The 26,578-nt window shown below is 72.0% G+C and carries 21 protein-coding genes; 14 read left to right on the top strand and 7 right to left on the bottom strand.

Going from position 1 to position 26,578, the window contains the following annotated elements; translation table 11 throughout:
- Positions 1 to 5 precede the first annotated feature (5 nt).
- Both H9I38_RS04405 and H9I38_RS04410 read left to right on the top strand, forming a co-directional pair.
- Positions 6 to 1,355 carry a M20 metallopeptidase family protein gene (locus H9I38_RS04405; protein ID WP_226337533.1) on the top strand — a complete coding sequence of 450 codons (1,350 nt, stop codon included), beginning with the start codon at positions 6 to 8 and terminating at the stop codon, positions 1,353 to 1,355.
- Positions 1,355 to 2,683: an MFS transporter gene (locus H9I38_RS04410; protein ID WP_226337534.1), complete on the top strand. Its 1,329-nt coding sequence runs from the start codon at positions 1,355 to 1,357 to the stop codon at positions 2,681 to 2,683. The genes H9I38_RS04405 and H9I38_RS04410 overlap by 1 nt, the downstream gene beginning before the upstream one ends.
- An 86-nt stretch (positions 2,684 to 2,769) precedes the next feature.
- Here H9I38_RS04410 and H9I38_RS04415 read toward each other — a convergent pair whose 3' ends face one another.
- The 5 genes from H9I38_RS04415 to H9I38_RS04435 form a co-directional block, all read right to left on the bottom strand.
- Entirely contained in the window at positions 2,770 to 4,647 is a 1,878-nt protein-coding gene (locus H9I38_RS04415) for an acetyl/propionyl/methylcrotonyl-CoA carboxylase subunit alpha (RefSeq protein WP_226337535.1), read from the bottom strand.
- Positions 4,648 to 4,757: 110 nt separating this feature from the next.
- Positions 4,758 to 5,438: a Maf family protein gene (locus H9I38_RS04420; protein WP_226337536.1), complete on the bottom strand. Its 681-nt coding sequence runs from the start codon at positions 5,436 to 5,438 to the stop codon at positions 4,758 to 4,760.
- Positions 5,435 to 7,141: a DUF885 domain-containing protein gene (locus tag H9I38_RS04425; protein WP_226337537.1), complete on the bottom strand. Its 1,707-nt coding sequence runs from the start codon at positions 7,139 to 7,141 to the stop codon at positions 5,435 to 5,437. The genes H9I38_RS04420 and H9I38_RS04425 overlap by 4 nt, the downstream gene beginning before the upstream one ends.
- A 34-nt stretch (positions 7,142 to 7,175) precedes the next feature.
- Entirely contained in the window at positions 7,176 to 7,418 is a 243-nt protein-coding gene (locus H9I38_RS04430) for an acyl-CoA carboxylase subunit epsilon (protein ID WP_226337538.1), read from the bottom strand.
- Positions 7,419 to 7,428: 10 nt separating this feature from the next.
- Positions 7,429 to 9,048 (bottom strand): acyl-CoA carboxylase subunit beta, encoded by a 1,620-nt coding sequence (locus H9I38_RS04435; protein WP_226337539.1) that lies wholly within the window; start codon positions 9,046 to 9,048, stop codon positions 7,429 to 7,431.
- Between the two features lie 112 nt (positions 9,049 to 9,160).
- On the opposite strand from H9I38_RS04435, the gene H9I38_RS04440 reads away from it, so the two are divergent.
- From H9I38_RS04440 to H9I38_RS04455, 4 genes are all read left to right on the top strand, one after another.
- On the top strand, positions 9,161 to 10,036 hold the full coding sequence (locus H9I38_RS04440) for an SDR family oxidoreductase (RefSeq protein WP_226337662.1): 876 nt from the start codon (positions 9,161 to 9,163) through the stop codon (positions 10,034 to 10,036).
- 98 nt (positions 10,037 to 10,134) lie between these two features.
- Complete coding sequence (locus H9I38_RS04445; RefSeq protein WP_226337540.1) at positions 10,135 to 11,076, top strand: biotin--[acetyl-CoA-carboxylase] ligase; 942 nt, start codon at positions 10,135 to 10,137, stop codon at positions 11,074 to 11,076.
- Complete coding sequence (locus H9I38_RS10945) at positions 11,073 to 11,648, top strand: PH domain-containing protein (protein ID WP_226337541.1); 576 nt, start codon at positions 11,073 to 11,075, stop codon at positions 11,646 to 11,648. The genes H9I38_RS04445 and H9I38_RS10945 overlap by 4 nt, the downstream gene beginning before the upstream one ends.
- Positions 11,645 to 12,883: an adenylate/guanylate cyclase domain-containing protein gene (locus H9I38_RS04455; RefSeq protein WP_226337542.1), complete on the top strand. Its 1,239-nt coding sequence runs from the start codon at positions 11,645 to 11,647 to the stop codon at positions 12,881 to 12,883. The genes H9I38_RS10945 and H9I38_RS04455 overlap by 4 nt, the downstream gene beginning before the upstream one ends.
- Positions 12,884 to 12,928: 45 nt before the next feature.
- On the opposite strand, the gene H9I38_RS04460 is transcribed toward H9I38_RS04455, so the two are convergent.
- On the bottom strand, positions 12,929 to 14,266 hold the full coding sequence (locus H9I38_RS04460; protein ID WP_226337543.1) for a cytochrome P450: 1,338 nt from the start codon (positions 14,264 to 14,266) through the stop codon (positions 12,929 to 12,931).
- Between the two features lie 178 nt (positions 14,267 to 14,444).
- Here H9I38_RS04460 and ligA point away from each other — a divergent pair, with 178 nt between their 5' ends.
- The 7 genes from ligA to H9I38_RS04500 all read left to right on the top strand — a co-directional run bounded on the left by ligA (position 14,445) and on the right by H9I38_RS04500 (position 24,231).
- On the top strand, positions 14,445 to 16,715 hold the full coding sequence (ligA, locus tag H9I38_RS04465; protein WP_413463515.1) for an NAD-dependent DNA ligase LigA: 2,271 nt from the start codon (positions 14,445 to 14,447) through the stop codon (positions 16,713 to 16,715).
- On the top strand, positions 16,712 to 18,151 hold the full coding sequence (locus tag H9I38_RS10950; RefSeq protein ID WP_319002175.1) for an inositol monophosphatase family protein: 1,440 nt from the start codon (positions 16,712 to 16,714) through the stop codon (positions 18,149 to 18,151). Before ligA ends, H9I38_RS10950 begins: the two co-directional genes overlap by 4 nt.
- Positions 18,152 to 18,199: 48 nt before the next feature.
- Positions 18,200 to 18,496, top strand: a complete 297-nt coding sequence (gene gatC / locus H9I38_RS04480) for an Asp-tRNA(Asn)/Glu-tRNA(Gln) amidotransferase subunit GatC (RefSeq protein ID WP_226337544.1) — start codon at positions 18,200 to 18,202, stop codon at positions 18,494 to 18,496.
- A gap of 8 nt (positions 18,497 to 18,504) precedes the next feature.
- Positions 18,505 to 20,061: an Asp-tRNA(Asn)/Glu-tRNA(Gln) amidotransferase subunit GatA gene (gatA, locus tag H9I38_RS04485; protein ID WP_226337545.1), complete on the top strand. Its 1,557-nt coding sequence runs from the start codon at positions 18,505 to 18,507 to the stop codon at positions 20,059 to 20,061.
- The gene (gene gatB / locus H9I38_RS04490) at positions 20,061 to 21,560 is read left to right on the top strand and encodes an Asp-tRNA(Asn)/Glu-tRNA(Gln) amidotransferase subunit GatB (protein ID WP_226337546.1); all 1,500 of its coding nucleotides are present in this window, start codon (positions 20,061 to 20,063) and stop codon (positions 21,558 to 21,560) included. Before gatA ends, gatB begins: the two co-directional genes overlap by 1 nt.
- A gap of 316 nt (positions 21,561 to 21,876) precedes the next feature.
- Positions 21,877 to 22,920 carry an L-threonine 3-dehydrogenase gene (gene tdh, locus H9I38_RS04495; protein WP_226337547.1) on the top strand — a complete coding sequence of 348 codons (1,044 nt, stop codon included), beginning with the start codon at positions 21,877 to 21,879 and terminating at the stop codon, positions 22,918 to 22,920.
- Between the two features lie 93 nt (positions 22,921 to 23,013).
- Positions 23,014 to 24,231, top strand: coding sequence for a glycine C-acetyltransferase (locus H9I38_RS04500; RefSeq protein WP_226337548.1), 1,218 nt, complete (start codon positions 23,014 to 23,016; stop codon positions 24,229 to 24,231).
- Positions 24,232 to 24,340: 109 nt separating this feature from the next.
- Here the strand turns inward: H9I38_RS04500 and H9I38_RS04505 are convergent, their stop codons facing one another.
- Positions 24,341 to 24,478, bottom strand: coding sequence for a hypothetical protein (locus tag H9I38_RS04505; protein WP_226337549.1), 138 nt, complete (start codon positions 24,476 to 24,478; stop codon positions 24,341 to 24,343).
- Positions 24,479 to 25,606: 1,128 nt separating this feature from the next.
- On the opposite strand from H9I38_RS04505, the gene H9I38_RS04510 reads away from it, so the two are divergent.
- On the top strand, positions 25,607 to 26,557 hold the full coding sequence (locus H9I38_RS04510) for a CPBP family intramembrane glutamic endopeptidase (RefSeq protein ID WP_226337550.1): 951 nt from the start codon (positions 25,607 to 25,609) through the stop codon (positions 26,555 to 26,557).
- The last annotated feature ends 21 nt before the right edge of the window (positions 26,558 to 26,578 follow it).

The following is a 26,578-nucleotide window of genomic DNA, read 5'->3' on the forward strand; positions in this document are numbered from 1 at the left end:
CCACTATGGAGTTCTCACCGCAGCCCCCACTGTCGTCTGACCCATCCGCGCAGCGCGGCGACCGGTCCGCACGGTCTTCCGTCCAGCCTGAACAGCCCGGCGCCTCGAGCTCACTGCTCGACGACGCCCGCTCGCTCCAGGAGGACCTGCGCCGCTTCCGCCGGGACCTGCACCGCCACCCCGAAGTGGGCCTGGACCTCCCCCGCACCCAGGAGGCCGTGCTCGGGGCCCTGGAGGGCCTGGGCCTCGAGGTCTCCCGGGGCAGGGAGGTCTCCTCGGTCACGGCGGTGCTCCGAGGCGGCCGGCGTCGGGAGCGCGACGGCGACGGCGTCCCGACCGTCCTGCTCCGCGCGGACATGGACGCGCTGCCTGTGGAGGAGCGCTCGGGCGCGGAGTACGCGAGCGAGGAGCCCGGGGCCATGCACGCCTGCGGGCACGACCTCCACACGGCGATGCTCGTCGGCGCCGCCCGTCTGCTCGCCGCCCGGCGGGACGAGCTCGAGGGCGACGTCGTCTTCATGTTCCAGCCGGGCGAGGAAGGATGCGACGGCGCCGGCCACATGCTCCGCGAAGGCGTCCTCGAGGCCAGCGGCCGCCGTCCCGACGCGACGTTCGGCCTCCACGTCATGAGCCTGCCCGGGCCGCGGGGCCGCGTCCGCCACCGCGGGGGAGTGCTCATGGGCGGAAGCAGCGCCCTGAGGGCCACCCTCCTCGGCCGGGGCGGCCACGGATCCTCGCCGCACCTCGCAAAGGATCCTGTGCCCGCCCTCGGCGAGATCATCACGGGCCTCCAGTCCGTGGTGACGCGCACGGTGGACATCCTGGATCCGGCCGTCCTCAGCGTCGGCGTGGTCGAGGCGGGCGGGGCCAAGAACGTCATCGCCGAGTCGGCCCGCTTCGAGGCGACGGTCCGGGCCTTCTCGGAGGACAGCGTCGCCGTCCTCGAGCGCGCCCTCCCGGCGTACGTCCGGGGTGTGGCCCAGGCGCACGGGCTGGAGGCCGAGGTCGAGTTCGAGCGCGAGTACCCGGTCACGGTCACGGACCCCGCGGAGGACGCGAACGCCGCCCGGCTCGTCGAGGAGATGTTCGCCCAGGCCGGGGACGCCGGACGTCTCGAGGAGCTTCCCCGGCCCATCTCCGCCTCCGAGGACTTCTCCCGCGTGCTCGCGGAGGTCCCGGGCACGTACATGTTCCTGTCCGCGGCGGCCGATCCGGAAACGGTCCAGCGCCCCGACGCGTTCAACCACTCGCCGTTCGCGGTGTTCGACGACGACGTCCTCGCCGACGGCGCCGCAGCCCACGCGTGCTTCGCGCTCGGGCGGCTGGGGCAGCTCGCCCGGGGAGAGGAGGCCTGATGGAGCACGCACCCGTTTCAGAAGGCGGACGTCCGCTGCGCTCGCCGGAGCGTGCTCCGCGCCCCGAGGGCCGCACGCTCGTGGCCGCCGGCGCGGGCAACGCGGCCGAGTGGTTCGACTGGGCCCTCTATGCCACTTTCGCGTCCTTCCTCGCGGGGGCGCTCTTCTCCAAGGCCGATCCGGCCTCCGCGTTCCTCCAGACGCTCGCGATCTTCGCCGTGGGGTTCGTCGCCCGGCCGGTGGGAGGCTGGCTGTTCGGCCTGGCGGGAGACCGGATCGGGCGCAAGCGGGCCATGCTGGCCTCGGTCCTCCTCTCCGCCGCGGGCTCCCTCCTCATCGGCGTGATCCCGGACTACAGCGTGATCGGCGCCTGGGCCTCCCTGCTGCTCGTCGTCGGCCGGATCTGCCAGGGGCTCGCGCACGGCGGCGAGCTTCCCACCGCGCAGACCTACCTCGCCGAGATCTCTCCCCGCGAGGAGCGAGGGGCCTACGCCTCCGTCATCTACGTCTCGGGCACGCTCGGGATCGTCGGCGGATCGCTCGTGGGGGCCGTGCTCGCGAGCCTCCTCTCCCACGAGCAGATGGCGCAGTGGGGATGGCGCATCCCCTTCCTCCTCGGCGGCGTCCTCGGCCTCGTCACGCTCCTGCTGCGCAGCCGGATGGACGAGTCCGAGCTCTTCGAGGACGTGAAGGAGGAGGGCGTGGACGCCCCCTCGACCTGGCAGACCGTGCGCGAGAACTGGCGCTCGGGCCTGACGGTCATCGGCCTGACGGTGGGCCTCACCGTGGCCTACTACGTGTGGAGCGTCTCGGCTCCCGCCTACGCCATCAACGTCCTCGGCGTGGACGAGAAGGGGGCCCTGTGGGCCGGGGTCGCGGCCAACCTCTTCATGGTGGCGGTCCTGCCGCTGTGGGGCCGGCTGAGCGACCGGATCGGCCGCCGTCCCGTTCTCCTCATCGGAGCGCTCGGCACCGCGCTCGTCTTCTTCCCCGCGACGGCGATGATCCGGGGCACAGCGCTCAGCCTGGGGCTCGCGATGGCGCTGGCGCTGCTCTTCGTCTCGGCCTTCGCGGCGATCTCCCCGGCGGTCTACGCCGAGCTGCTCCCCACGAAGAGCCGCACCCTCGGCGTCGCGATCCCGTACGCCCTCTGCGTGGCGCTCTTCGGAGGGACGGCCGCCTATCTTCAGGCGGGCATGAAGCAGTGGTTCGGGGCTCACGGCGGGGACGCGTTCAACGGGTATGCCGTGGTGCTGCTGCTCGTCTCCGCCGTCGTCGTGCTCCGCATCCCGGAGACCCGCGGCAAGGACCTCCGCGAGGACGACTGACGCCGGGCGCCGGAACGCGCGCGGGGCGGGATCCGAGGTGAATCGGATCCCGCCCCGCGCGTCCGGGCGGCTCAGAGAGCCGGGAGTCAGGCGTCCTTGATCGCCGCGAGCACCGTGCCCGCCGTGACCGTCTGGCCCACCTCGACGGCGAGGCCCTCGATCACGCCGTCCTTGTGGGCGGCGATCGGCTGCTCCATCTTCATGGCCTCGAGGACGACGACGAGGTCACCCTTGGCGACCTTGGCCCCGTCTTCGGCGGCCACCTTGATGATGGTGCCCTGCATCGGCGCGGTGAGGTCGTCGCCGGAGGCCGCCGGTGCGGCGCCGCCGCGGCCCCGACGGGTCGGCTTGCCGCGGCCCGCGCGGCCCTGGGAAGGAGCGGGAGCCGCCGCGGCGCCCGCGCTGAGACCGGCGGGGAGGACGATCTCCACGCGCTTGCCGTTGACCTCGACGGTGACGGAGGTCTTCTCGTCCTGCTGATCCGGGTCCTCGACCGCGTTGAACGGCTCGAACTCGGTGGTCTGCTCGGTCTCGATCCAGCGCGTGTGCACCGTGAAGGGCGATCCGTCCGCCGGGGCGAACGCCGGGTCCTCCAGCACGGCGCGGTGGAAGTCCGCCACCGTGGGGATGCCCTCCACGACGAGCTCCGAGAGCGCCCGGCGCGAGCGCTCGAGCGCCTGCTCGCGGGTGGAGCCGGTCACGATGAGCTTGGCGAGCATCGAGTCGAAGCTGCCGGAGATCGAGTCTCCCGCCACGACGCCGGAGTCGATCCGCACGCCCGGTCCGCCCGGCCACGTGAGGGCCGTGATCTTGCCCGGGGAGGGGAGGAAGCCGCGGCCGGAGTCCTCGCCGTTGATGCGGAACTCGAACGAGTGGCCGCGGATCTCCGGGTCGGTGTAGCCGAGGGCCTCGCCGCGGGCGAGCCGGAACTGCTCGCGGACGAGGTCGATCCCCGTGACCTCTTCGGAGACGCAGTGCTCCACCTGGAGGCGGGTGTTGACCTCGAGGAAGCTGATGGTGCCGTCCGTGCCCACGAGGAACTCGCACGTGCCGGCGCCCGTGTAGCCGGCCTCCTTGAGGATGGCCTTCGAGGACTCGTAGAGGCGCTCCTCCTGCTCGCGGCTGAGGAACGGCGCGGGCGCCTCCTCGACGAGCTTCTGGTTGCGGCGCTGCAGGGAGCAGTCGCGCGTGGAGACGACGACGACGTCGCCGTGCGCGTCCGCGAGGCACTGCGTCTCGACGTGGCGGGGGGCGTCGAGGAAGCGCTCGATGAAGCACTCGCCGCGGCCGAACGCGGCCGTGGCCTCGCGCACCGCCGAGTCGTAGAGCTCCGGGATCTCCTCGCGGGTGCGGGCGACCTTGATGCCGCGGCCGCCTCCGCCGAACGCGGCCTTGATGGCCACGGGGAGTCCGAACTCGTCGGCGAACGCCAGGACCTCGTCGCTGCTCGAGACCGGGTCCGCCGTGCCCGGCACGAGCGGGGCGCCGACCTTCTCCGCGATGTGGCGGGCCTGGACCTTGTCTCCCAGGGAGGAGATGGCGCGCGGGGAGGGGCCGATCCACGTGAGGCCGGCGTCGATGACGCGGCCGGCGAAGTCCGCGTTCTCCGCGAGGAAGCCGTAGCCCGGGTGGACGGCGTCCGCCCCGGACTTGCGCGCGATCTCGAGGATCTTGTCCTGGTCGAGGTAGGTCTGGCCCGCGGTCTCTCCCTTGAGCGCGTAGGCCTCGTCGGCGAGCTTGACGTGCTGCGCGTTCTGATCCGAATCCGCGTAGACGGCGACCGTCCTGAGGCCCTCGTCCCTCGCCGCGCGCGCGATGCGCACCGCGATCTCGCCGCGGTTCGCGATCAGGACTTTCGTGAACTCGTTCAATCCGACTCCAAACCAGTGTGTCTGTCCTGCCCGCTCAGGCGCACGCGTGGGGATGGGCGCCGAGGGGCTGCTTCGGTAAGAGCTTACGCGCATTCGGAGGAAGTCCACAGCTGCACCGGGGCGGGGTGTCAGGTGAGACCCGCTCCGTTGTGGGAACCCTACAAAAAGGCGCCCTCACAGCCGGGCGCTCCGAACGCCGGCGCTCAGTCTGCGGGAGCCCAGACGTCCGCCATGCGGACGCCCAGCTCGGCGAGCTGCTCCCTCAGCGCGGCGACCGAGATGCCGACGACGGCCGACGGGTCCCCGTCCACCTTCGCGATGAAGGCCGCACCCCGCCCGTCGATCGTGAACGAGCCGGCGCAGTGCAGGGGCTCGCCCGTGGCGGTGTAGGCCCGGATCTCGTCCTCGGCGAGCTCCGCGAACGTGATCGCCGTGGACACGGTGCGGCCGGAGGCCGGATGCGAGCCGGTGCGGTCGCGGCCGTCGTCGTCGTTCGCTGTGCCGGAGGCCGGGGCCTCGCCCCGCGTGTCCACGAGCCACTGGCCGGTGTGGAGGACGCCCGTGCGGCCGGACTGGGCCCGGAGGCGCTCGGCGGCCCGCTCGGCGGTGTAGGGCTTGCCCTGGACCTCGCCGTCGAGCTCGAAGAGGGAGTCGCAGCCGACGACGAGCCGCCCGCGGGCCTCGGGTCGCTGTGCGACGGCCTCAGCCTTGGCGCGAGCGAGCAGGAGGACGAGCTCCGCCGGGGAGGCGTCCGCGCTGGCGGCGGTGAGCGCCTCCTCGTCCGTGTGCGAGACGAGCTGCTCGAACCCGATGCCGGCGGCGCGCAGGACGCCCGCCCGGCCGGGGGACTGGGAGGCGAGGACGAGCAGGGGAGCGGCGCTCATGCGGTCAGCTCTCCCCGCATCGCCTTGACGAGCGTCGAGAGGGGGAGCGAGCCGAGGCCGAGTGCCCGTGCATGCCACGCCTTGACGTCGAGCGGCTCCTCGGAGCGGGAGGCCGCCTCGTCCCGGAGCTGCTCCCAGATGCGCTGGCCCACCTTGTAGCTCGGCGCCTGGCCGGGCCAGCCGAGGTAGCGGAGGTACTCGAAGCTGCGCTGCCCCTCGGAGAGGTCCAGGTGCTCGTCGAGGAACGCCTTGCCGGCGTCCGGGGTCCAGCGGGTCTCGCCGGTGCGCTTCTGCCACTCGGCGGGCATCTCCAGCTCGAGGTGCACGCCGATGTCGAAGACCACGCGGGCCGCGCGCATCCGCTGCGCGTCCAGCATGCCCATCGCGTCTCCCGGGTCCGAGAGGAAGCCGAGCTCCTGCATGAGCCGCTCGGCGTACAGAGCCCAGCCCTCGCCGTGGCCAGACGTCCAGCAGAGGTCGCGGCGCCAGGCGTTGAGGGCGTCCTTGAGGAAGGTCGCCGTCCCCACCTGGAGGTGATGGCCGGGGACGCCCTCGTGGTAGACGGTCGAGGTCGTGCTCCACGTGGTGAACGACTCCTCGCCCGGCGGGACGGACCACCACATGCGGCCCGGCCGCGAGAAGTCGGAGCTCGGACCCGTGTAGTAGATGCCGCCGTCCTGCGTGGGGGCGATCCGGCACTCCAGCGTGCGGAGCGGCTCCGGGATGTCGAACTGCTCGCGGCCGAGCTCCTCGACAGCTCGGTCCGAGATCCCCTGCATCCATTCGCGGAGGGCGTCCGTGCCGTGGAGCTGCCGGGCCGGGTCCTCGTTGAGCACGCGCTTGGCCTCGGCGACGCTCGCGCCGGGACGGATCCGCTCCGCGAGGGCCTCCTGCTCGGCGACGATCGAGGCGAGCTCCTCCAGACCCCATGCGTAGGTCTCCTCGAGGTCCACGGCCTCGCCGAGGAAGCTGCGGCTCGCCCGCGCGTAGCGCTCGCGGCCGACGGCGTCCTTCTCCGGCGCCTCATCCCACAGCTCGGACCGGAGGAACCCGGCCAGCTTGGAATAGGCGACGTTGGCCTGCGCCGCGGCCTCGTTGAGCCGCTTGGCGAGGGCGGGGTGGCGTTCCTCCCCGGCGGCGGCCAGCTGGGTGAAGAACCCGTCCGCCGCGCCGTAGGCCGAGCACTGCTCGATGACCGTCTCCACCTGCCTGCGCGCCGCGACGACGCCTCGCTCGGCCGCACACCGCAGGGACTCGATGTACCCGGCCACGGCGCCCGAGACGTTCTCCATGCGCCCGGCGATCCGCTCGAAGTCCTCCCGGCTCTCCTGCGGCATGAGGTCGAACACCGCCCGGATGTCCTGGGCGGGGGAGGCGATGTTGTTGAGCATCGCGTGCTCGTCCAGGGCTTCCACACATTCGAGGGCGAGGCCGAGGCGCTCCCGCATCGCGTCGAGCGTGACGGCGTCGGTCTCGTCCTGAGGCGTGAGGGCCGCCAGTCGCGCGAGCGTGCGGCGGGCCAGAGCGGCGCCCTCCTCGATGCCCGCGGGCGAGTAGTCGGGGAATTCCGTCTCGCGGCCCGGGACGCCGAGCATCGTGGCGAGAGTCGGGTCGAGTGCGATGGCCTCGGCGGCGTAGTCCTCGGCGGCCTGGTCGATCTCGGTGGGCGTGCGGCGGGGCGTCTCTGGCGTCGTGGAGCTCATGCCCCGACTGTAGCCCGGTTCGGCCGGGACGGGGTCAGCGCTTGCGCTTCCAGGAGCCGGGGCCCGGCATGTTCGGCAGCGCGAGGAGCGCTCGCCGCACGAACGCGCGGGCCTGCGAGCGCGGGCCGGGCGCCTTCTTCTTGGGCTTCGGCGCGGGCGCGTAGGAGTTCGTGGCGGCGACGACGACGGTCAGCGCGGCCAGCTCCTCGTCCGTCAGCTCGCCGCGGACCACGGTCAGCCGCGGCTCGGCGGCCTCGTTCTCCAGTTCGGTGCTCATGGGTCAGTCCTTACAGCGGGATGTTGCCGTGCTTCTTGGCGGGCAGGCGCTCGTGCTTGTCGCGGACGGCGCGCAGGCCCTTGATGATCTGCAGCCGGGTCTCGCTCGGGGCGATGACAGTGTCGATGTAGCCGAGCTCGGCCGCCTGGTAGGGGTTGAGCAGGTGGGCCTCGTAGTCCTCGATGAGCTCGGTGCGGCGCGCCTCGACGTCGCCGCCGTTCTCCGCGATGCCCGCGAGCTCGCGGCGGTAGAGGATGTTGACGGCGCCCTGCGCGCCCATGACGCCGATCTGGGCCGTGGGCCAGGCGAGGTTGATGTCCGCGCCGAGCTTCTTGGAGCCCATGACGATGTACGCGCCGCCGTAGGCCTTGCGCGTGATGAGCGTGATCTTGGGGACCGTGGCCTCGGCGTAGGCGTAGAGCAGCTTGGCGCCGCGGCGGATGATGCCCTGGAACTCCTGGTCCGTGCCCGGCAGGAAGCCCGGGACGTCCACGAGCGTGATGATCGGGATGTTGAACGCGTCGCAGTTCCGGACGAAGCGCGCGGCCTTCTCCGAGGCGGCGATGTCCAGTGTGCCGGCGAACTGCATGGGCTGGTTGGCCACGATGCCCACGCTGCGGCCCTCCACGCGGCCGTAGCCGATGACGACGTTCGGTGCGTAGAGCGCCTGCATCTCGAGGAAGTGGCCGTCGTCCACGATCGACTCGATGACGGTGTGCATGTCGTACGGCTGGTTGGCCGAGTCCGGGACGAGCGTGTCGAGGGCGAGGTCCTCCTCCGTCTCGGCGTCCTCCTGGCCGTGCGGCACGCTCGGCGTCTCCGTGAGGTTGTTGCTCGGCAGGAAGTCGAGGAGCTCGCGGACGAACTCGAACGCGTCCTCCTCGTTGCTCGCGAGGTAGGTGGCGGTGCCCGTCTTCTCGTTGTGGGCGCGCGCGCCGCCGAGCGTCTCCATGTCCACCTCCTCGCCGGTGACCGTCTTGATGACGTCCGGCCCGGTGATGAACATGTGGGAGGACTGGTCCACCATGACCACGTAGTCCGTCAGGGCGGGGGAGTAGGCCGCGCCGCCCGCGCACGGGCCCATGATGAGGGAGATCTGTGGGACCACTCCGGAGGCGTGGACGTTGTTGCGGAAGATGTCCGCGAACATCGCGAGCGAGGCGACGCCCTCCTGGATGCGGGCGCCTCCGCCGTCGTTGATGCCGATGACGGGGCAGCCGGTCCGCATGGCGAACTCCTGCACCTTGACGATCTTCTCCCCGTTCACCTGGCTGAGGGAGCCGCCGAAGACCGTGAAGTCCTGGGAGTACACGGCCACCTGGCGGCCGTCCACGGTGCCGTAGCCGGAGACCACGCCGTCCGTGAGGAGCTTCTTCTTCTCCATGCCGAAGGACGTGGAGCGGTGGACGGCGAGCTGGTCGAACTCCACGAACGAGCCCTCGTCCAGCAGCGCCTCGATGCGGGAGCGGGCCGTGCCCTTGCCGCGCGCGATCTGCTTGTCCAGGGCGGCCTGGCCGGCCGGCGCCATCGCCTCCTCGCGCCGCGCCCTGAACTGGGCGATCTTCCCGGCGGTGGTGGTCAGATCGAATTCCTCGGACGACGGCGTCGTCCCCTGTCCCTCGGCAGTCATGTCTCTCATGCTAGCCCGAGGCCCCGCCCGGGACGGGGGACCTCCGGCCGGGCGTCTGCCTTACCGGGCGGTAGAGCGCTCCCGTAAGGTGAATGACATGGATCACAGCCAGATGACGTTCCACGACCCGCAGCAGGCCACGCCCGCCCCCGGCGTCTCCCCGAGCACGAGGACGCTCGAGGGCCGCACCGTCCTCATGTCCGGCGGCTCGCGGGGGATCGGCCTCGCCATCGCCGAGCGGGCCGCGCGCGACGGCGCCAACGTGGCGATCCTCGCGAAGACCGACACGCCGCACCCTGCCCTCGAGGGCACAGTCCACACCGCGGTGGAGCGGATCGAGGCCGCCGGAGGCCGCGGCCTCGCGATCGTCGGGGATGTGCGCGACGACGATCAGGTGGCCCGCGCCGTGGAGCAGACCGCGGCGGAGTTCGGCGGCATCGGCCTCGTCGTCAACAACGCCTCGGCGATCGACCTCACGGGGTCCGCGACGATCCCCATGAAGAAGTACGACCTCATGCAGGACATCAACGCCCGCGGCACGTTCCTGCTGAGCCGCCTCAGCATCGAGGCGCTCGCGGCCGCGGAGAACCCGCACATCCTCACCCTCTCGCCGCCGCTCAACCTGGACCCGCGGTGGTTCGCCTCCAACCTCGCCTACACGATGGCCAAGTACGGCATGTCGATGACGACGCTCGGCCTCGCGGCCGAGCTCGCCGAGCAGGGGATCGCGGTCAACTCCCTCTGGCCGGCGACGACGATCGACACCGCCGCCGTCCGGAACGTCATCGGGGTAGAGGAGCTGGCCGCGGTGAGCCGGACCCCGGAGATCGTCGCGGACGCGGCCCATGCGGTCCTCACCCAGGACTCGCGGGCTGTGACGGGCCGGTTCCTCATCGACGAGGAGGTGCTCGCCGCCGTCGGCGTCACGGACTTCTCCCGGTACGCGCACGGCGAGGGGCCTCTCGCCAAGGACTTCTTCCTCGACTGAGGCGCTGAGGCCCCGGCCGGGGAGGCCCGTCCGGGGCGCCCCCCTCGCGGAGCCGGCCGCCCAGGATGCTCTGAGACCCCCTCGCTAGGATGTGATCCATGCCCGCTTCCCCTCCCGTTCTCGCCCAGGACGCGCTCGCCGCCGCCCTCGCTGAGCTCGGCGAGGCCTCGCTCGACGTCCGGGTGCTCGAGGAGACCGGGTCCACGAACGGGGACCTGGTCCAGGCCGTCCACAGCGGCGCCGTCACGAGGCCGTGCGTCATCGCGGCCCGCCACCAGACCGAGGCGCGCGGACGGCTCGAGCGCTCGTGGGCGGCTCCGCGGGACTCCTCCCTTCTGCTGTCCGTCTTCCTCAGCCCCGAGCACCTCCACGCGGACGGGGACCCCCACGCTCTGCGGAGCCCGGACGCCTCGAGCACGCGCCGCTCCTCGGCCTTCGAGACGGCCACGGACGCCCTCGGCCTCCTGCCGCTCGCCGTCGGCGCCGCCGCGGTCGAGACGGTGCGCCGGGAGACGGGGGTGCGGGCGGAGCTCAAGTGGCCCAACGACGTCCTCGTCGGCGGACGCAAGCTCGCGGGGATCCTGTGCCAGCTCACCCCGCACCGGGGAGGGCTCGGGATCGTCGCGGGCGTGGGCCTCAACGTGGCCCAGTTGCGGGGCGAGCTGCCCGTGGACCGCGCCACCTCGCTCGCGCTGGAGGGGGCCGAGTCCGTGGACCCGAACCGGCTCGCGGCCGCGCTCGTGGCCGCGATCCTGCGCCGGAGCCGCACGGTGCTCGTGGACCGGGACCTCGCCTCCATCGCCTCCCTCATGTCCACCGTCGGCGCCCGGGTCCGCGTGGAGCGCGTGGCCGAGGACCCCGCGCAGGACGTCGTCGGGACCGCCACCGGCCTCGCCCCGGACGGCGGCCTCATCGTGGTGCGCGAGGACGGCGTGACGGAGACCGTCCACGCCGGGGACGTGTGGCACCTCCGGGACGCGGAGGCGCCGCGCACCCCGCAGCCCGGCCGGGAGGCGGACCGCCAGGAGGCGGGCGCGTGAGGATCCATCTCGGCGAGGGGGAGCACGTCATCCTGGCGGAGCGTCCGAGCGGACAGTCGCTCGTGTGGCCCTTCGTCCGGCTCGTGCTCGGCGTGCTGGTGCTCGGCGCGGCCCTCTCCGCGGCGCGCGTGCTCTGGACCGGGACGCGGTTCGCCGCGGCCGGCTCGCTGCCGGACCTCGTCCTCGGATGCATCGGCGCGGCCCTGGCCCTCTGGGTGCTCAACGCGCTCAGCCTGCGGAGGATCCGCCACTGGCTCTTCACCTGGTACGTCCTCACGAGCGAGCGGCTCATCCTCCGCCGCGGCGTCGGCGGCCGGATCGAGGACAGCGTGCCGCTGCCCGCCGTCTACCGCGTGGACATCCGCCAGGCCTGGACGCAGCGGATGACCCGCACCGCCTCCCTCCGCTTCTCCGTGGCGCAGGGAACCCAGTTCACCCTGAGAGACGTCCCCAACGCGCCCGTCTTCCGCGCGGAGATCGTGGACGCGATCTCGAAGGCGCAGCAGCGCCACTGGCACCACCCCATGCAGCCCGGCCCCGTCCCCGCCGGCGCCGAGAGAGGATACGCATGAGCTCCGTCGTCGTCCCCCGCGAAGAACCCGAGCCGAACGGAGAGGAGCCGGCCGAAGAGGAGCCGCGCCCGCTGACGCTCTCGATGCCGATCATCCGGCCCGGCGCGCCCATCTCCGACTACCCGAGCAGCTTCCCCGACCGCCGCTCCGGCGAGCTGGCCGGCCGCGCGATCGGCGCGAGCCGCCCCGCGGACCAGGCGGCCACGGACGAGGCCGTCGAGCGCCTCCAGAACATCCTCCTCGGCTCTGAGCGCACGCTGCGCCGGCGCGAGGTGGCCAACGGCGCGGGGGTCTCCCTCCTCTCCGCGCGGAAGCTCTGGCGGGCGCTCGGCTTCCCGGACACGGCGGACGACGACGTCGCGTTCACCCCGCAGGACCGGACCGCGCTGGACACGCTCGTCTCGCTCGTGAGGGACCGGAACCTGACCGAGGACGCCGCGATCTCCATCACCCGCTCGATCGGGCAGATGACGGACCGCATGGTCGTCTGGCAGGTCGAGGCGCTCATCGAGGAGATGATCGCCCACCAGGGCCTCTCCGACGAGGAGGCCCGGCGCCGGCTCGTCCACGAGATGCCGAGCCTCATCGAGACGCTGGAGAGCTCGATCGTCTACGCGTGGCGCCGCAACCTCAACGCGGCCGTGGACCGGCTCGCCGTCCGGTCCGACTCGGGCCCGGACACGAAGGGGCACGGCACGGGCGCCGGCGCCGACAGGGCCCTGCCGCTCGCCCGGGCCGTGGGCTTCTGCGACCTCGTCTCCTACACGGCGATGTCCCGGCAGATGTCGGACCGCACGCTGGCCCAGCTGGTGCACCGGTTCGATCGGACCTGCTCCGAGATCATCTCCGTGGGAGGAGGCCGGCTCGTCAAGACGATCGGCGACGAGGTCCTCTTCATCGCCGGGACCCCGGAGGAGGGCGTGGAGATCGCGCTGGCGCTCGCGCAGGCGATCAACGACGACGACAAGCTCCCGCCCGCCCGCGTCTCCCTCGTGTGGGGCCGCATCCTCTCGCGGCTCGGGGACATCTACGGGCCCACGGTCAACCTGGCGGCCCGGCTGACCTCGCTCGCCGAGCCCGGGACCGTCCTCACGGACGCGCCCACCGCCTCGGTGCTCTCCGGCGACGACCGCTACGTGCTCCTGCCGCAGGCCATGCGCTCCGTGCGCGGCTTCGGGGAGATCCAGCCCGTGACGGTGGCGCGGGGGCGGGGCAGCGGCCTCAGCATCGACTAGACCGCGCCCCGCCCCCGGGCCCGTCAGCGGGGACCGGTCCGCACGTCAGTGCGCAACAGGGCAGCGGCCCTGCGGAGCCTGCGCGTCCCGGCCGCCGATCCGCACGCCCGTGGACGGGCGCGTCAGGATGGTGGTCCAGGAGAACGTGCGGTCCTCGGGGCTGGCCGAGATCGAGACTCCCTCGTCGCTCAGCGCCGCGACGGCGGTGGACAGCGCGCTGACGGCGATCTTCTCGCCGGGGCAGCGGTGACCCGTCCGGACGCCCGCGCCGCCCTGGGGGATGAAGTCCGCGATGTCCTCCGCGTTCTCCACGCCCATGAAGCGCTCCGGGTTGAAGGAGTCCGCGTCCTCCCAGCCGGCCGCGCCCGTGTTGGTGCCGAGGATGTCGATGAGGAGGCGGTCGCCCTTGCGCACCGGGCAGCCTTGGACCGTGGCGTCCTTCCGGGCGAGGCCCGGGAGCATCGGCACGAACGGGTAGACGCGGCGCACCTCCTGGGCGAACGCGACGGCCTCCGGCACCTCCGTGAGGACGCCCTTCTCGGCCGCGGCGGCGCGGATCCGCTCCCGCCACTCGGGGTGCTCGGCGAGCGCGACGGCGGCGAAGGCCGCGAAGCGGGAGACCGCGACCGTTGGCCGGGTCAGGTTCTGGAGCTCGATGCCGGCCGTGCGGGCGTCGAGGAGCTGGCCGTGCTCGTCCTTCATCTCCGCGACGCGGGCGAGCGTGCTGCCCTCGGGGGCTGCGAGGGAGCCGTCGCGGGCGCCTTCGATGAGCCCTGCGGCCCACGAGTCGAGCTGGCGGCGCTCGAACCAGGCGACGGGGTTCGTGGGGAATCGGCCGAAGGTGTCGAGCAGGCGGCTCATCTGCTCCGCGCGGCGCACCATCTCGGCGCGCTCGGCGGGGATGCCGGCCCAGCGGAATGCGGCGAGGCCGAACGCCTTCGCCGTGTCGTCGTAGACGTTGCCGCCCCGGCCCTCGCGCCACTCGGCGAGGAGGTCCTGCATCTCCTCCCGGATGAGGGGGATGAAGCGGGCCACCTCCTCGTCCTCATAGGCGAGGTCTGCCATCGTCTGCTTGCGGACCGAGTGCGCGGTGCCGTCCAGGCCGTGGACGGCGCCCTTGCCGAAGAGCGGGCCGCTCACGAACTCGGGCATGGCGCCGGAGCGCTCGACGAGCTCGGGGTCGTAGAAGGCCTCGACGCCCTCCTTGCCGCGCAGGAGCACGGTGCGGCGGCCGAGGAGCGGGAAGTCCACCGGGGTCTCCGCCTCGGAGGAGACGCCGGCCCGGCGGCGCATCTTCGAGGCGAAGAGGTAGCCGGACTTGAGCAGCTCGCCGAGCCGCTCGGAGGCGAGCCGGGAAAGGGGGTTCTGGGACTGCGTGGACATGGAGGCGGTCTCCTCAGCGGATCGGGGATGTGAAGCGTTCTCTGTCTTTCCGCTCTCGACGCTATCGGGTGAGGAGATCAGGCCGCGAGCGTTGTGGAGCCGGCTGTCAGGCGGCTGTCAGGTCAGGCCCAGTCAAGCGGGGGATGGGGTGCGACGGCGGAGGCGCGATAATGGACGGGTGAGCGATCAGAGCGAGAACGTGACCATCCCCCGTCCCTCCGACTACACCACCGAGGCGCTCGCGGCGCTCGACGACGAGCAGCGGCAGGAGCGGTACGAGTCCCTGGCCCAGTTCATCCGGGAGCAGCGGATCGCGTACTACGTCAAGGACGCGCCGCTCGTCTCGGACGCGGCGTTCGACGCGGCCTACCGGGACCTCGAGCGCTTCGAGGCCGAGTACCCGCACCTGCGGACCAACGACTCGCCCACCCAGGAGGTCGGCGGCGAGGTCTCGAGCGCGTTCGCCCCTGTGACCCATCTGCACCGGATGTACTCGCTCGAGGACGTCTTCTCCGTGGAGGAGCTCACCGCCTGGCTCGAGCGGGCCGAGGCGAGCCTCAACGGGGCCTCCCCGCGCTGGCTGACGGAGCTCAAGATCGACGGCCTCGCCGTGAACCTCCTCTACCGGGACGGCGAGCTCGTCCGCGCCGCGACGCGGGGCGACGGCGTCACCGGCGAGGATGTGACGCACAACGTCAAGACGATCGCGGACGTGCCGGCCCGCCTCCAGGGCTCGGGCTGGCCCGCGGAGGTGGAGATCCGCGGCGAGGTGTTCATCCCCTCGGCCGTCTTCGAGGAGCTCAACGCCGGGCTGCTCGAGGAGGGCAAGGCCCCGCTCGCCAATCCCCGCAACGCGGCGGCGGGATCGCTGCGCCAGAAGGACGCGGAGCTGACCCGCAAGCGGCGCCTGTCCATGTACGTCCACGGCATCGGCACCCCGCTGGGCGAGCTCGCCTCGAGCCAGTCGGACGCGTACGCCCTGCTCAAGGAGTGGGGCCTGCCGACCTCGCCCCACTTCGAGGTGCTCGACTCGGTCAAGGCCGTCCTGGACTACATCGAGCGCAACGGCAGCCACCGCCACGACCTGGAGCACGAGATCGACGGCATCGTGGTCAAGCTGGACAGCTACGCCCAGCAGCGCCACCTCGGCCACACGAGCCGCGTCCCGCGGTGGGCCGTGGCCTACAAGTACCCGCCCGAGGAGGTCCACACGAAGCTCCTGGACATCCGGGTCCAGGTGGGACGCACGGGCCGGGTGACCCCGTACGGGGTCATGGAGCCGGTCAAGGTGGCGGGCTCCACGGTGGAGATGGCCACCCTCCACAACCAGGACGTGGTCAAGGCCAAGAACCTCCTCATCGGAGACACGGTCATCCTCCGCAAGGCCGGGGACGTCATCCCGGAGATCGTGACGAGCGTCCCGGCACTGCGCGACGGCACCGAGCGCGAGTGGACCATGCCCGCCGAGTGCCCCTCCTGCGGCACCCCTCTGCGCCCGGCCAAGGAGGAGGACGTGGACCTGCGGTGCCCCAACGCGAAGTCCTGCCCGGCCCAGCTCGTGCGCCGCGTCATCCACGTGGGCTCCCGCGGCGGCCTGGACATCGAGTCCCTCGGCTCGGAGGCGGCGGCCGCCCTCGTCACGCCCGCGGAGCCGGAGGGCGGCGGGCTGACGAGCGAGGCGCAGCTGTTCGAGCTCACCCTCGAGGACCTCAAGCCCCTCATGGTGCTGCGAGACGAGCGCGTCTACCTCAAAGAGGAGAAGCGGTACGAGAAGACGGGGGAGAAGGTCGCCGTCCCGTACTTCTTCAAGGCCTCCGCACCGGACGAGCCGCAGGAGCACGCCCTGGAGCTCATCGCGGAGCTCGAGAAGGCCAAGGCGCAGCCGCTCTGGCGTGTGCTCGTGGCCCTCTCGATCCGCCATGTGGGCCCCACCGCCGCCCGGGCTCTCGCCACCGAGTTCGGCAGCATGAGGGCCATCCGGGAGGCAGGCTTCGAGCGCCTCGCCGAGGTGGACGGCGTCGGCCCCACGATCGCCAACGCCGTCGTCGAGTGGTTCGAGGAGGACTGGCACGCCGAGATCGTGGACCGGTGGGCCGCCGCCGGCGTTCGGATGGAGGACGAGCAGGACCCCGAGCTCGTCAAGACGCTCGAGGGCCTGACCGTCGTGGTCACGGGCACGCTCGAGAGGTTCTCCCGGGACTCGGCCAAGGAGGCCATCGTCTCCCGGGGCGGCAAGGCCTCCGGCTCGGTCTCCAAGAAGACGCACTACCTCGTGGCAGGGGCCTCGGCTGGCTCCAAGCTGGACAAGGCGAGGGACCTCGGCGTGACTGTCCTCGACGAGGACGGCTTCGAGCGCCTCCTCCGCGAGGGGCCTGAGGAGGCCGACGACGCCGGGGCCGGCGCGGACAAGCAGACGAGCGAGAGCGCGGACGGAGGGAAGGCAGAATGACAGAGAAGCAGAGCCAGGCGCGGAACCGTCCTGAAAGCCGTCCCGCGGGCCGGGCCGAGACCCGAGGCGGATCCGAGGCGGTCGCCCCGCCGCAGGCCCCGCCGACGGCGGCCGAGCTCCTCCGCGTGGCCCGCCGCGCCGCCCAGGCCGGAGCCGCGGTGCTCGCCGAGCGTCCCGCCGGGCCCCTCAGCCTGGGCGCGCTCGGCGGCAGCACCAAGTCCTCCGCCTCGGACCCGGTCACGGAGTTCGACCGGCGCGCGGAGGACGCCGTCCGCCGCGTCATCACAGAGGCCCGTCCCCAGGACGCCATCACGGGCGAGGAGCACGGCCGCACGGTGCCGACCCGCCCGAGCGGCTACCAGTGGAGCGTGGACCCGCTGGACGGCACGGCCAACTTCGTGCGCGGCATCGCGTACTACGGCACGAGCGTGGCCGTCCTCGGCCCGGACGGGGACTGGCTCGCGGGGTCCGTCGTGGCCCCGGCGCTCGGCGTGCAGTGGTGGGCCAGCCAGCGCGGGGGCGCGTTCCGCCAGGACGGCGAGCAGGCGCCCGTGGCCCTGACCGGACCGGACCCCGACCGGGCGGGGAAGATCCTCGCCACGGGCTTCGCCTACGACGCCGAGCGCCGCCGCCACCAGCTGCGGGAGTTCGCGGACCTCTTCCCGGACTTCGACGACGTCCGCCGGCTCGGCGCCGCCGCGCTGGACCTCTGCCTCGTGGCGGACGGAACGCTGGACGCCTATGCGGAGCGCGGCATCCACACCCACGACTGGGCGGCCGGGGCGCTCATCGCCGAGGAGGCCGGCGTCGTCGTCGAGCGCCCGGGGCCGGATGCCCGGCAGGACGGCGAGTACCGCGAGCTCCCGCGGGTCACCGCGGGGCTCAAGCGCCGCACCGCCCCGGACCAGACCGTGACCGTGCGCCCCATCCGGCCCGAGGACTACGCCGCGGTGGCCGACTTCACCGTCCGCAGCTACCTCGCGGCCGGCCATTTCGACGACGCCGAGCACGAGTACATGAAGAAGATCGCGGACGTGAAGACGCGCGCCGAGGCAGCCGACGTGCTCGTGGCCGAGCGCGGGGGAGAGGTCATCGGCTCGGTGACGCTCGCCCGCCACGGGGACGAGTGGGCGGACATCGCGCAGCCCGGAGAGCTGGAGTTCCGCCTGCTCGTCGTGGACCCGGAGGCGCAGCGCTCCGGGGCGGGGCGCGCGCTCATGCAGGCCGTCATCGACGAGGCGGAGGTGGACCCCGAGATCACCGACGTGGTGCTCACCACCGGGAAGGACTGGCGCGCTGCCCGGTCGATGTACTCGGCGATGGGCTTCACGGGCCGTCCGCTCCGGGACTGGTTCGTGCCGGACACGGACATCCGCCTCCTCGTGTACGGGCTGCGCATCCGGCCCGCCGCTGAGGACGCCGGCGGCGGCCACTAGGCTAGAGAACAGAATCCAGACCCTGAAACACCAAGGAACTGATTACCCATGAGCGCTTTCAGCGTTGACGAGATGGCCCACCTGGCCGGTCTCGCCCGCATCGAGATGAGCGAGTCGGAGCTGCAGCAGCTCTGCGGCGAGCTCGGCGTCATCGTCGACTCGGTCAAGAGCATCAGCGAGGCGGTGGGGGAGGACGTCCCCGCCACGAGCCACCCGATGCCGCTTGCGAACGTCATGCGCGAGGACGTCGTCGGCCAGACCCTGACCCAGGACGAGGCCCTCTCGGGCGCGCCGGACAGCGCCGAGGGCCGGTTCAAGGTCCCCGCGATCCTCGACGGCGAATAAGGAGAACCATGAGCATCATCACCCTCTCCGCCGTGCAGATGGCGGACAAGCTCGCCGCGGGCGAGATCACGAGCCGCGAGCTCGTCCAGGCGCACCTCGACCGGATCGCCGAGGTCGACCCGAAGGTCAACGCGTTCCTCCACGTCAACGCCGAGGAGGCCCTCAGCGTCGCGGACGAGGTGGACGCGGACCGCAAGGCCGGCAAGCCCCTGCACCGCCTCGCGGGCGTGCCCATCGCGGTCAAGGATCTCATCGTGACCAAGGGCCAGCCGACCACGGCCGGCTCGAAGATGCTCGAGGGCTGGGTCTCGCCGTACGACGCCACGGTGATCGAGAAGATCCGCGCGGCGAAGCTGCCGATCCTCGGCAAGACGAACCTCGACGAGTTCGCGATGGGCTCCTCCACGGAGCACTCCGCCTACGGGCCCACGCGCAACCCGTGGGACCTTGACCGCATCCCCGGCGGCTCCGGCGGCGGCTCGGCCGCGGCCGTGGCGGCCTTCGAGGCGCCGCTGGCCCTCGGCACGGACACGGGCGGCTCCATCCGCCAGCCGGGCGCGGTGACGGGCACCGTGGGCGCCAAGCCCACCTACGGCGGCGTGTCCCGCTACGGCGCCATCGCCATGGCGAGCTCGCTCGACCAGATCGGTCCCGTGACCCGGACGGTCGAGGACGCCGCGCTCCTCCAGGAGCTCATCGGCGGCCACGATCCCAAGGACTCCACGTCGCTTCCCGAGGCCCTCGAGGGCCTCGCCGAGGCCGCCCGGACGGGCGGAGGGGGCTCCCTCGCCGGCCTGCGCGTGGGCATCGTCGCCGAGCTCCAGGGCGAGGGCTACCAGGACGGCGTCGAGGAGCGCTTCAAGGAGGCCGTCGAGCTGCTGCGCGGCGCGGGCGCGGAGATCGTGGAGGTCTCCTGCCCCAACTTCGTCCACGCCCTGAGCGCGTACTACCTCATCATGCCCTCGGAGGCCTCGAGCAACCTCGCCAAGTTCGACGGCGTCCGCTACGGCCAGCGCCGCCTGCCCGAGAACCCGCCCGTGACCATCGAGCGGGTCATGTCCGCCACCCGCGCCCACGGGTTCGGGCCCGAGGTCAAGCGCCGCATCATCCTCGGCACCTACGCCCTCTCGGCGGGGTACTACGACGCGTACTACGGCTCCGCGCAGAAGGTCCGCACGCTCATCCAGCGGGACTTCGCGGCGGCCTTCGAGAAGGCGGACGTGCTCGTCTCCCCGACGGCGCCCACGGTCGCGTTCGAGCTCGGCTCCAAGCTGGACGACCCGCTCGCCATGTACCTCAACGACGTGGCGACGATCCCCGCCAACATGGCCGGCGTGCCCGGCATCTCCGTCCCGGCCGGCCTCTCCGAGGGCCTGCCCGTCGGCGTCCAGTTCCTGGCGCCGGCCACCGAGGACGCCCGCATGTACCGAGCGGGCGCGGCCCTCGAGAAGCTCCTCGAGGAGAAGTGGGGCGGCCCGCTCCTCGGGAAGATCCAGGACCTGACGGCGGCGCCGGCCGGCTCGGCCGCGGACGCAGCCTCGAACGACGCAGCAGGAGAGCACTGATGACCGACCTTGTCTCATACGAAGAGGCTCTCGGCGCCTACGATCCGGTCCTCGGCTTCGAGGTGCACGTCGAGCTCAACACCAAGACCAAGATGTTCTCGGACGCGCCGAACGAGTTCGGCGACGAGCCCAACACCAACGTCACCCCCGTGGACCTCGGCCTGCCGGGCGTCCTCCCGGTGGTCAACAAGGCCGCGGTGGAGTCCTCGATCCGCCTGGGCCTCGCCCTGAACTGCCAGATCGCGGAGTCCTGCCGGTTCGCCCGGAAGAACTACTTCTACCCGGACACGCCGAAGAACTTCCAGACCTCGCAGTACGACGAGCCGATCGCGTTCGACGGCCACCTCGACGTCGAGCTCGAGGACGGCACCGTCTTCCGCGTGGAGATCGAGCGCGCCCACATGGAGGAGGACGCGGGCAAGCTGACGCACGTCGGCGGCTCGACCGGCCGCATCCAGGGCGCCGAGTACTCCCTCGTGGACTACAACCGCGCGGGCGTCCCGCTTGTCGAGATCGTGACCAAGCCGATCGTCGGCGCCGGGGACCGCGCTCCCGAGCTGGCCCGGGCCTATGTCACGGCCATCCGGGACATCGTCAAGGCGCTCGACGTCTCCGACGGCCGCATGGAGCGGGGCAACGTCCGCTGCGACGCGAACGTCTCGCTCATGCCCAAGGGCGCGTCCCAGTTCGGCACGCGCACCGAGACGAAGAACGTGAACTCCACGCGCGCCGTCGAGCACGCCGTCCGCCACGAGATCCAGCGGCAGGCGGCCGTGCTCAACGCCGGCGGCACCGTGGTCCAGGAGACCCGCCACTGGCACGAGGACACGAAGGCCACCACGTCCGGGCGACCGAAGTCGGACGCGGACGACTACCGCTACTTCCCGGAGCCGGACCTCGTCCCCGTGGTGACCACGGCCGAGATGGTCGAGGAGCTGCGCGGAACCCTCCCCGAGATGCCGGCGGTGCGCCGCAAGCGCCTCAAGGAGGAGTGGGGCTACGCGGACAAGGAGTTCCGCGACGTCGTCAACGCGGGCCTGCTCACCGAGATCGAGGAGACCATCGCGGCCGGGGCCACGCCTGCGGCGGCCCGCAAGTGGTGGATGGGCGAGATCTCCCGCCTGGCCAAGACCAAGGACGTGGAGCCCACGGAGCTCGGCGTGCGGCCGCAGGACGTCGTCGACCTCGAGGGGCTCATCGGCGAGAAGAAGATCAACGACAAGATCGCCAAGCAGGTCCTCGACTTCATCTCCCAGGGCGAGGGCACGGCGGCCGAGATCGTGGACGCCAAGGGGCTCGCCGTCGTCTCGGACGAGGGCGCCATCGGCGAGGCCGTGGACGCTGCAATCGCGGCCAACCCGGACGTCGTGGAGAAGATCAAGGGCGGCAAGATGCAGGCTGTCGGCGCGCTCATCGGCCCCGTCATGGGCGCCACGAAGGGCCAGGCCGACGCCGGAGCCGTGCGCGCCATGATCCTGGAGAAGCTCGGCGTCAGCTGAGCCGCCGGGGTCCTGCCGGCCCAGAGCGCCCGCCCTCGCCCGTCACGGGCGTCGGCGGGCGCTCTGCGTTCCTGGTGCGCATCCCGGCTGTTTGCTCCCTCTCGGCGCGGCGCGCGCGCATTCCGACGGCGCATGTCGCCGCAGGGGAAGCGCAAAGGATGCGCATCCGGTGAGGTGAGGCACAATTGGAGGTGCCACCGCTCAGGTGACGGCCCGAGCCCGCGGGAACCCCGGCGGGACGCGGCGGGACGGTGGACCTGCCCCGGATTCGGACGCCTCGCCTGAGCCCTCCCCAGATGAAGGAGCCGCCAGCCCCATGCGCGCCTTGTACAAGCCGGACGCGAGCGCCGGATTCGAGATGACCGAGCGCCCCGAGCCTCAGCCGGGCCCCGACGACGTCAAGATCCGCGTCATGACCACGGGCATCTGCGGCACGGACCTCCACATCCTCGCGTGGGACGCCTGGGCGCAGGGAGCGGTCAACGCGCCGCTCGTGGCCGGGCACGAGTTCTACGGCGAGGTCGTCGAGGTCGGCTCGGACGTCCGGGACGTCAAGGTCGGGGACCGGGTCTCCGGCGAGGGGCACATCGTGTGCGGCGTCTGCCGCAACTGCCGTGCGGGCCGCCGTCAGATGTGCATCCGCACGGTCTCCGTGGGCGTGCAGCGGGACGGCGCCTTCGCGGAGTTCGTCGTCATCCCCGAGACGAACGTCTGGGTCCACCGCGACCCCTCGATCCAGCCGGCCCTCGGCGCGATCTTCGACCCGCTCGGCAACGCCGTCCACACGGCGCTCAGCTTCCCGCTCGTCGGCGAGGACGTGCTCATCACCGGCGCCGGGCCGATCGGGCTCATGGCGGCCGCCGTCGTGCGCCACGCCGGCGCGCGCAACGTGGCCATCACGGACGTCTCGAAGCCGCGCCTCGAGCTCGCGGAGCGGGTGGGCGCTGACCTCGCCGTCGACGTCTCCTCGATGCGCATCCGCGAGGCGCAGGAGCGGCTCGGCATGCTCGAGGGCTTCGACATCGGGCTCGAGATGTCCGGCCACAAGACGGCGCTGCCCGAGATGATCGAGAACATGAACCACGGCGGCCGGATCGCGATGCTCGGCCTGCCCGCCACGTCGATCGACATCGACTGGGGCAAGGTCGTCACCCACATGCTCACCCTCAAGGGCATCTACGGCCGCGAGATGTTCGAGACCTGGTACGCGATGTCCGCGATGCTGTCCTCCGACCCGGTGACGCGCGAGCGCATCGAGTCCGTCATCACGCACACCCTCCCGGCGTCCGAGTGGGCGGACGGCTTCGCGCTCGCCGGCGACGGCAAGAGCGGCAAGATCGTCCTCGACTGGACCGTCTGAGCCGCCGCGACCGAATCGACCGTCCGGACCGTCTGAACAGTCGGCCCGGACGCTCCGGACCGAACCCCTGACCCGTACCCCGAAAGGCACACCGTGTTCGCATTCAAGGACGACCTCGCGGCCGAGCTGGCCCAGATCGACGCCGACGGCCTCTACAAGCGCGAGCGGCACATCGACTCCGCCCAGTCCAACCGCATCCAGGCTGGGCAGCTCGGGCAGGACGCCGTCGAGACCCTCAACTTCTGCGCCAACAACTACCTCGGCCTCGCAGACGACCCCCGCCTCATCGAGGCCGCCAAGCGCGGACTCGACGAGCGCGGCTTCGGCATGGCCTCGGTCCGCTTCATCTGCGGCACCCAGGACCGGCACCTCGAGCTGGAGCGGAAGATCTCCGAGTTCCTCGGCACCGAGGACACCATCCTCTTCTCCTCCTGCTTCGACGCGAACGGCGGCGTGTTCGAGTCGCTCTTCGGCAAGGAGGACGCGATCGTCTCGGACGCGCTCAACCACGCCTCGATCATCGACGGCATCCGCCTCTCCAAGGCCGCACGCTTCCGCTACAAGAACCAGGACATGGAGGACCTCCGCGCCCAGCTCGAGGCCGTGAAGGAGATGAACGACGGCGCCGGGGCCCGCCGGACGATCATCGTCACGGACGGCGTGTTCTCCATGGACGGCTACCTCGCGCCGCTCGAGCAGATCTGCGACCTCGCCGAGGAGTTCGGCGCGCTCGTCATGGTGGACGACTCGCACGCCGTCGGCTTCATGGGCCAGACCGGCGCGGGCACACCGGAGCACGCGGGCGTCTCCGACCGCGTGGACATCTACACGGGCACGTTCGGCAAGGCGCTCGGCGGCGCGTCCGGCGGCTACGTCTCCGGCCGCGGCGAGATCGTGGCGATGCTCCGGCAGAAGGCCCGCCCCTACCTGTTCTCCAACTCGGTGGCGCCGGCGATCGTCGAGGCGACGCTCACTGCGCTCGACCTCGTCAAGGAGTCCGGCGAGCTGCGCGGCCGGCTCTTCGAGAACGCCGCGCTGTTCCGCACGCGCATGGGCGAGGAGGGCTTCGAGCTCCTCGACGGCGAGCACGCGATCATCCCCGTCATGTTCGGCGACGCCGCGCTCGCGGCCCGCGTGGCGGACGCGATGCTCGAGCAGGGCGTCTACGTCACCGCCTTCAGCTACCCCGTGGTGCCCAAGGGCGCCGCCCGCATCCGCGTGCAGCTCTCGGCGGCCCACTCCTCGGAGGACATCGAGCGCGCGGTGGCGGCCTTCGTGGCGGCCCGCAAGAGCGCGACGGCGGGGGAGTAGGAAGCAGCCGCCCGTTCGGCGCCGGGCGAGTGGTCCCTGTCCGGTGTCGGGCGAGTGGTCCCTGTCCGGTGTCGGGCGGGCGGTTCCCGTTTGGGGTCGGGCGCGTGGCTCAGAAGGGGAGTGCGCAGGCGAGGACGATGCTCACTGCGGTCAGGCCAACGGGCAGCCCCATCGCCATGCTGCGGGACCGCGAGGAGGCGCGGAGGGTTCCGGTGGCGAGAACAGGAACGAAGCCGTGTGCCGTCATGCGAAGCGCCCACTCTTGGGGGAGCGCGGAGCCGGCGGTCATGAGGCTTACGCAGCAGAGAGCCGCTCCCATAGCGGCGTCCGCCGCACTGGGACGCGAGTGCCGGACGTGGGGGAGCAGACGCCCTCGGGCGCAGCCGTGGCGGACCTTCCTCCCTCGGCGGATTTCGCCGTGCAGGACTGTGGCGACGAGCAACAGCGGTGGAATGGCCCAGAGTCCCTGCGTCATGGTCGGCGGCTGGCGTCGAGACGGCCGTCCGGGCCGATCTCGCGGGCCAGGAGACGGGCGTGGGCTGCAGTCCTGGCGGCGGTCGGCGCAGGGGCATCGGCACTCGTTCCGCCGTGGGCCGCAGATTCGCGATCGCGGAAAATCAAGGCAGACATGTGTTCAATATACTGCGGGGCTGCGGGGCTGCGGGGCTGCGGGGCTGCGGGGCTGCGGGCGAGACGGTGAGGCGTCGGGCCTACAGCGGGGCGCCTGAGCTCGGCTGTGGAGCGGCCCGTCCGCGCCCTCCAGGGCAGGCTTGCTGACACCCGGTTTTATGCGAGTCCTTTCGTCCCGCACCCGTTTCTGTGCACAGCAGTCCATTCGCACCCGTTTCTGCTCAAAATCGTGCTCGAAAGCGGGTGTATTTGCCTGAAAGTGGGTGTGGTGGCGATTCCGGGTGTGGGTCACGGCTCGCCTGCGCGTCGGGAGCGGGGCGTGTCTGGCTCTGGCGTTGGGACTGCCTCTGGCGTTGGGATCGGTTCTGGCGCCGTGACCTGCTCGTTGCGTCGGGCCGAGTCTGCGCCACCAGCTGCACCCGTTTCTGCTCGTCACGGACTATTCACACCCGCTTCCGCTCGCCGTTGTCGATTCGCACCCGTTTCTGCTCAAAATCGTGCTCGAAAGCGGGTGTATCTGCCTGGAAACGGGTGTGGTGGCGATTTCGGGTGCGAGCGGCTTAGGGTGCGAGCGATTTAAGGTGGGAACGGCTTGGGGTGCAAGCGGCTCAGGGTGCGAGCGGCGCGGTACGGCGTCGTGTGGGCGGCGCGGTGGGGCGTCGTGTGGGCGCCTGCCCGCCTCCAGGCCCGCCTCGACGTCGCTCCGCCGCCGCCCGGGAAGATGCGGACGACATAGAGTCGTGGCATGCACACCCACCGCCGGACCTCGAGGCGCCGAACCGCTCCGGCCGCGTCGCGCCTGGAGGCCCGGGGAGCCCCGACGTGCCGCCCCGCCACGGCCGAGCCGCGCCCCGCGGCGGTGGCGCTGCGGTGGGAGATCGGGATCGTCCTGGCGCTCTCGCTCGGCAAGTCCGCCGTCTACTCGCTCCTGGATCTGGCCAATGCGCTCTCCAAGGGAGGCCTCAAGGGACAGAGCGTCGCCCTCAACGCCCGCGCCTCGGCCGTGCCGCTCATCGACGCCCTGTACCAGCTCGCGGGCATCGTGTTCTCGCTGGCGCCGGTGGCGCTCGTCGTCTTCCTCCTCTGGCGGGAAGGCCCCAGCCTGAGAGCTGCCTTCGCCAAGCTCGGTCTTCCCGCGGCGCCGTGGGCCGGCGCCTCGGCGGGAGCCACGACGGCGCCCGCCAAACCCGCAGGCCCGACGGCGCCCGCCCGTCCCGCACACACGACAACACCCGCCCGCCCCGCACGAGCCGCACTCCGTGACCTGGCCCTCGGAGCCGCGCTGTTCCTCGCCGTCGGCCTGGCCACCCTCGCGCTCTACACGGCGGGCCGGGCCGCGGGCCTCACCGCCCGGATCGAGCCGAGCGGCCTGAGCAGCGCGCCGTGGAACGCCGCCATCCTGGCCCTCTCCGCCGTCCGGCACGGGATCCTCGAGGAGACCGTCATGCTCGGCTACCTGTTCTGGCGCGGGCGGCAGCTGGCTTGGGCGCCGTGGGCCGTCGTCGTCGGGAGCGCGGTGCTGCGCAGCCTGTACCACGCGTATCAGGGGTTCGGCCCGATGCTCGGCAATCTGGCCATGGGAATCCTGTTCGGCGCGCTCTACAGTAAGATCGGGAGGTTAGCTCCCCTGATCATCGCCCATGCTCTCCTCGACCTCACGGCGTTCCTCGCCGCTGACTGGTTCTCGCGCCTCTGAGCCGCCACGGCCCCGCGCGCC

This window comes from Arthrobacter sp. UM1, from assembly GCF_020483305.1.
Lineage (GTDB): Bacteria > Actinomycetota > Actinomycetes > Actinomycetales > Micrococcaceae > Falsarthrobacter.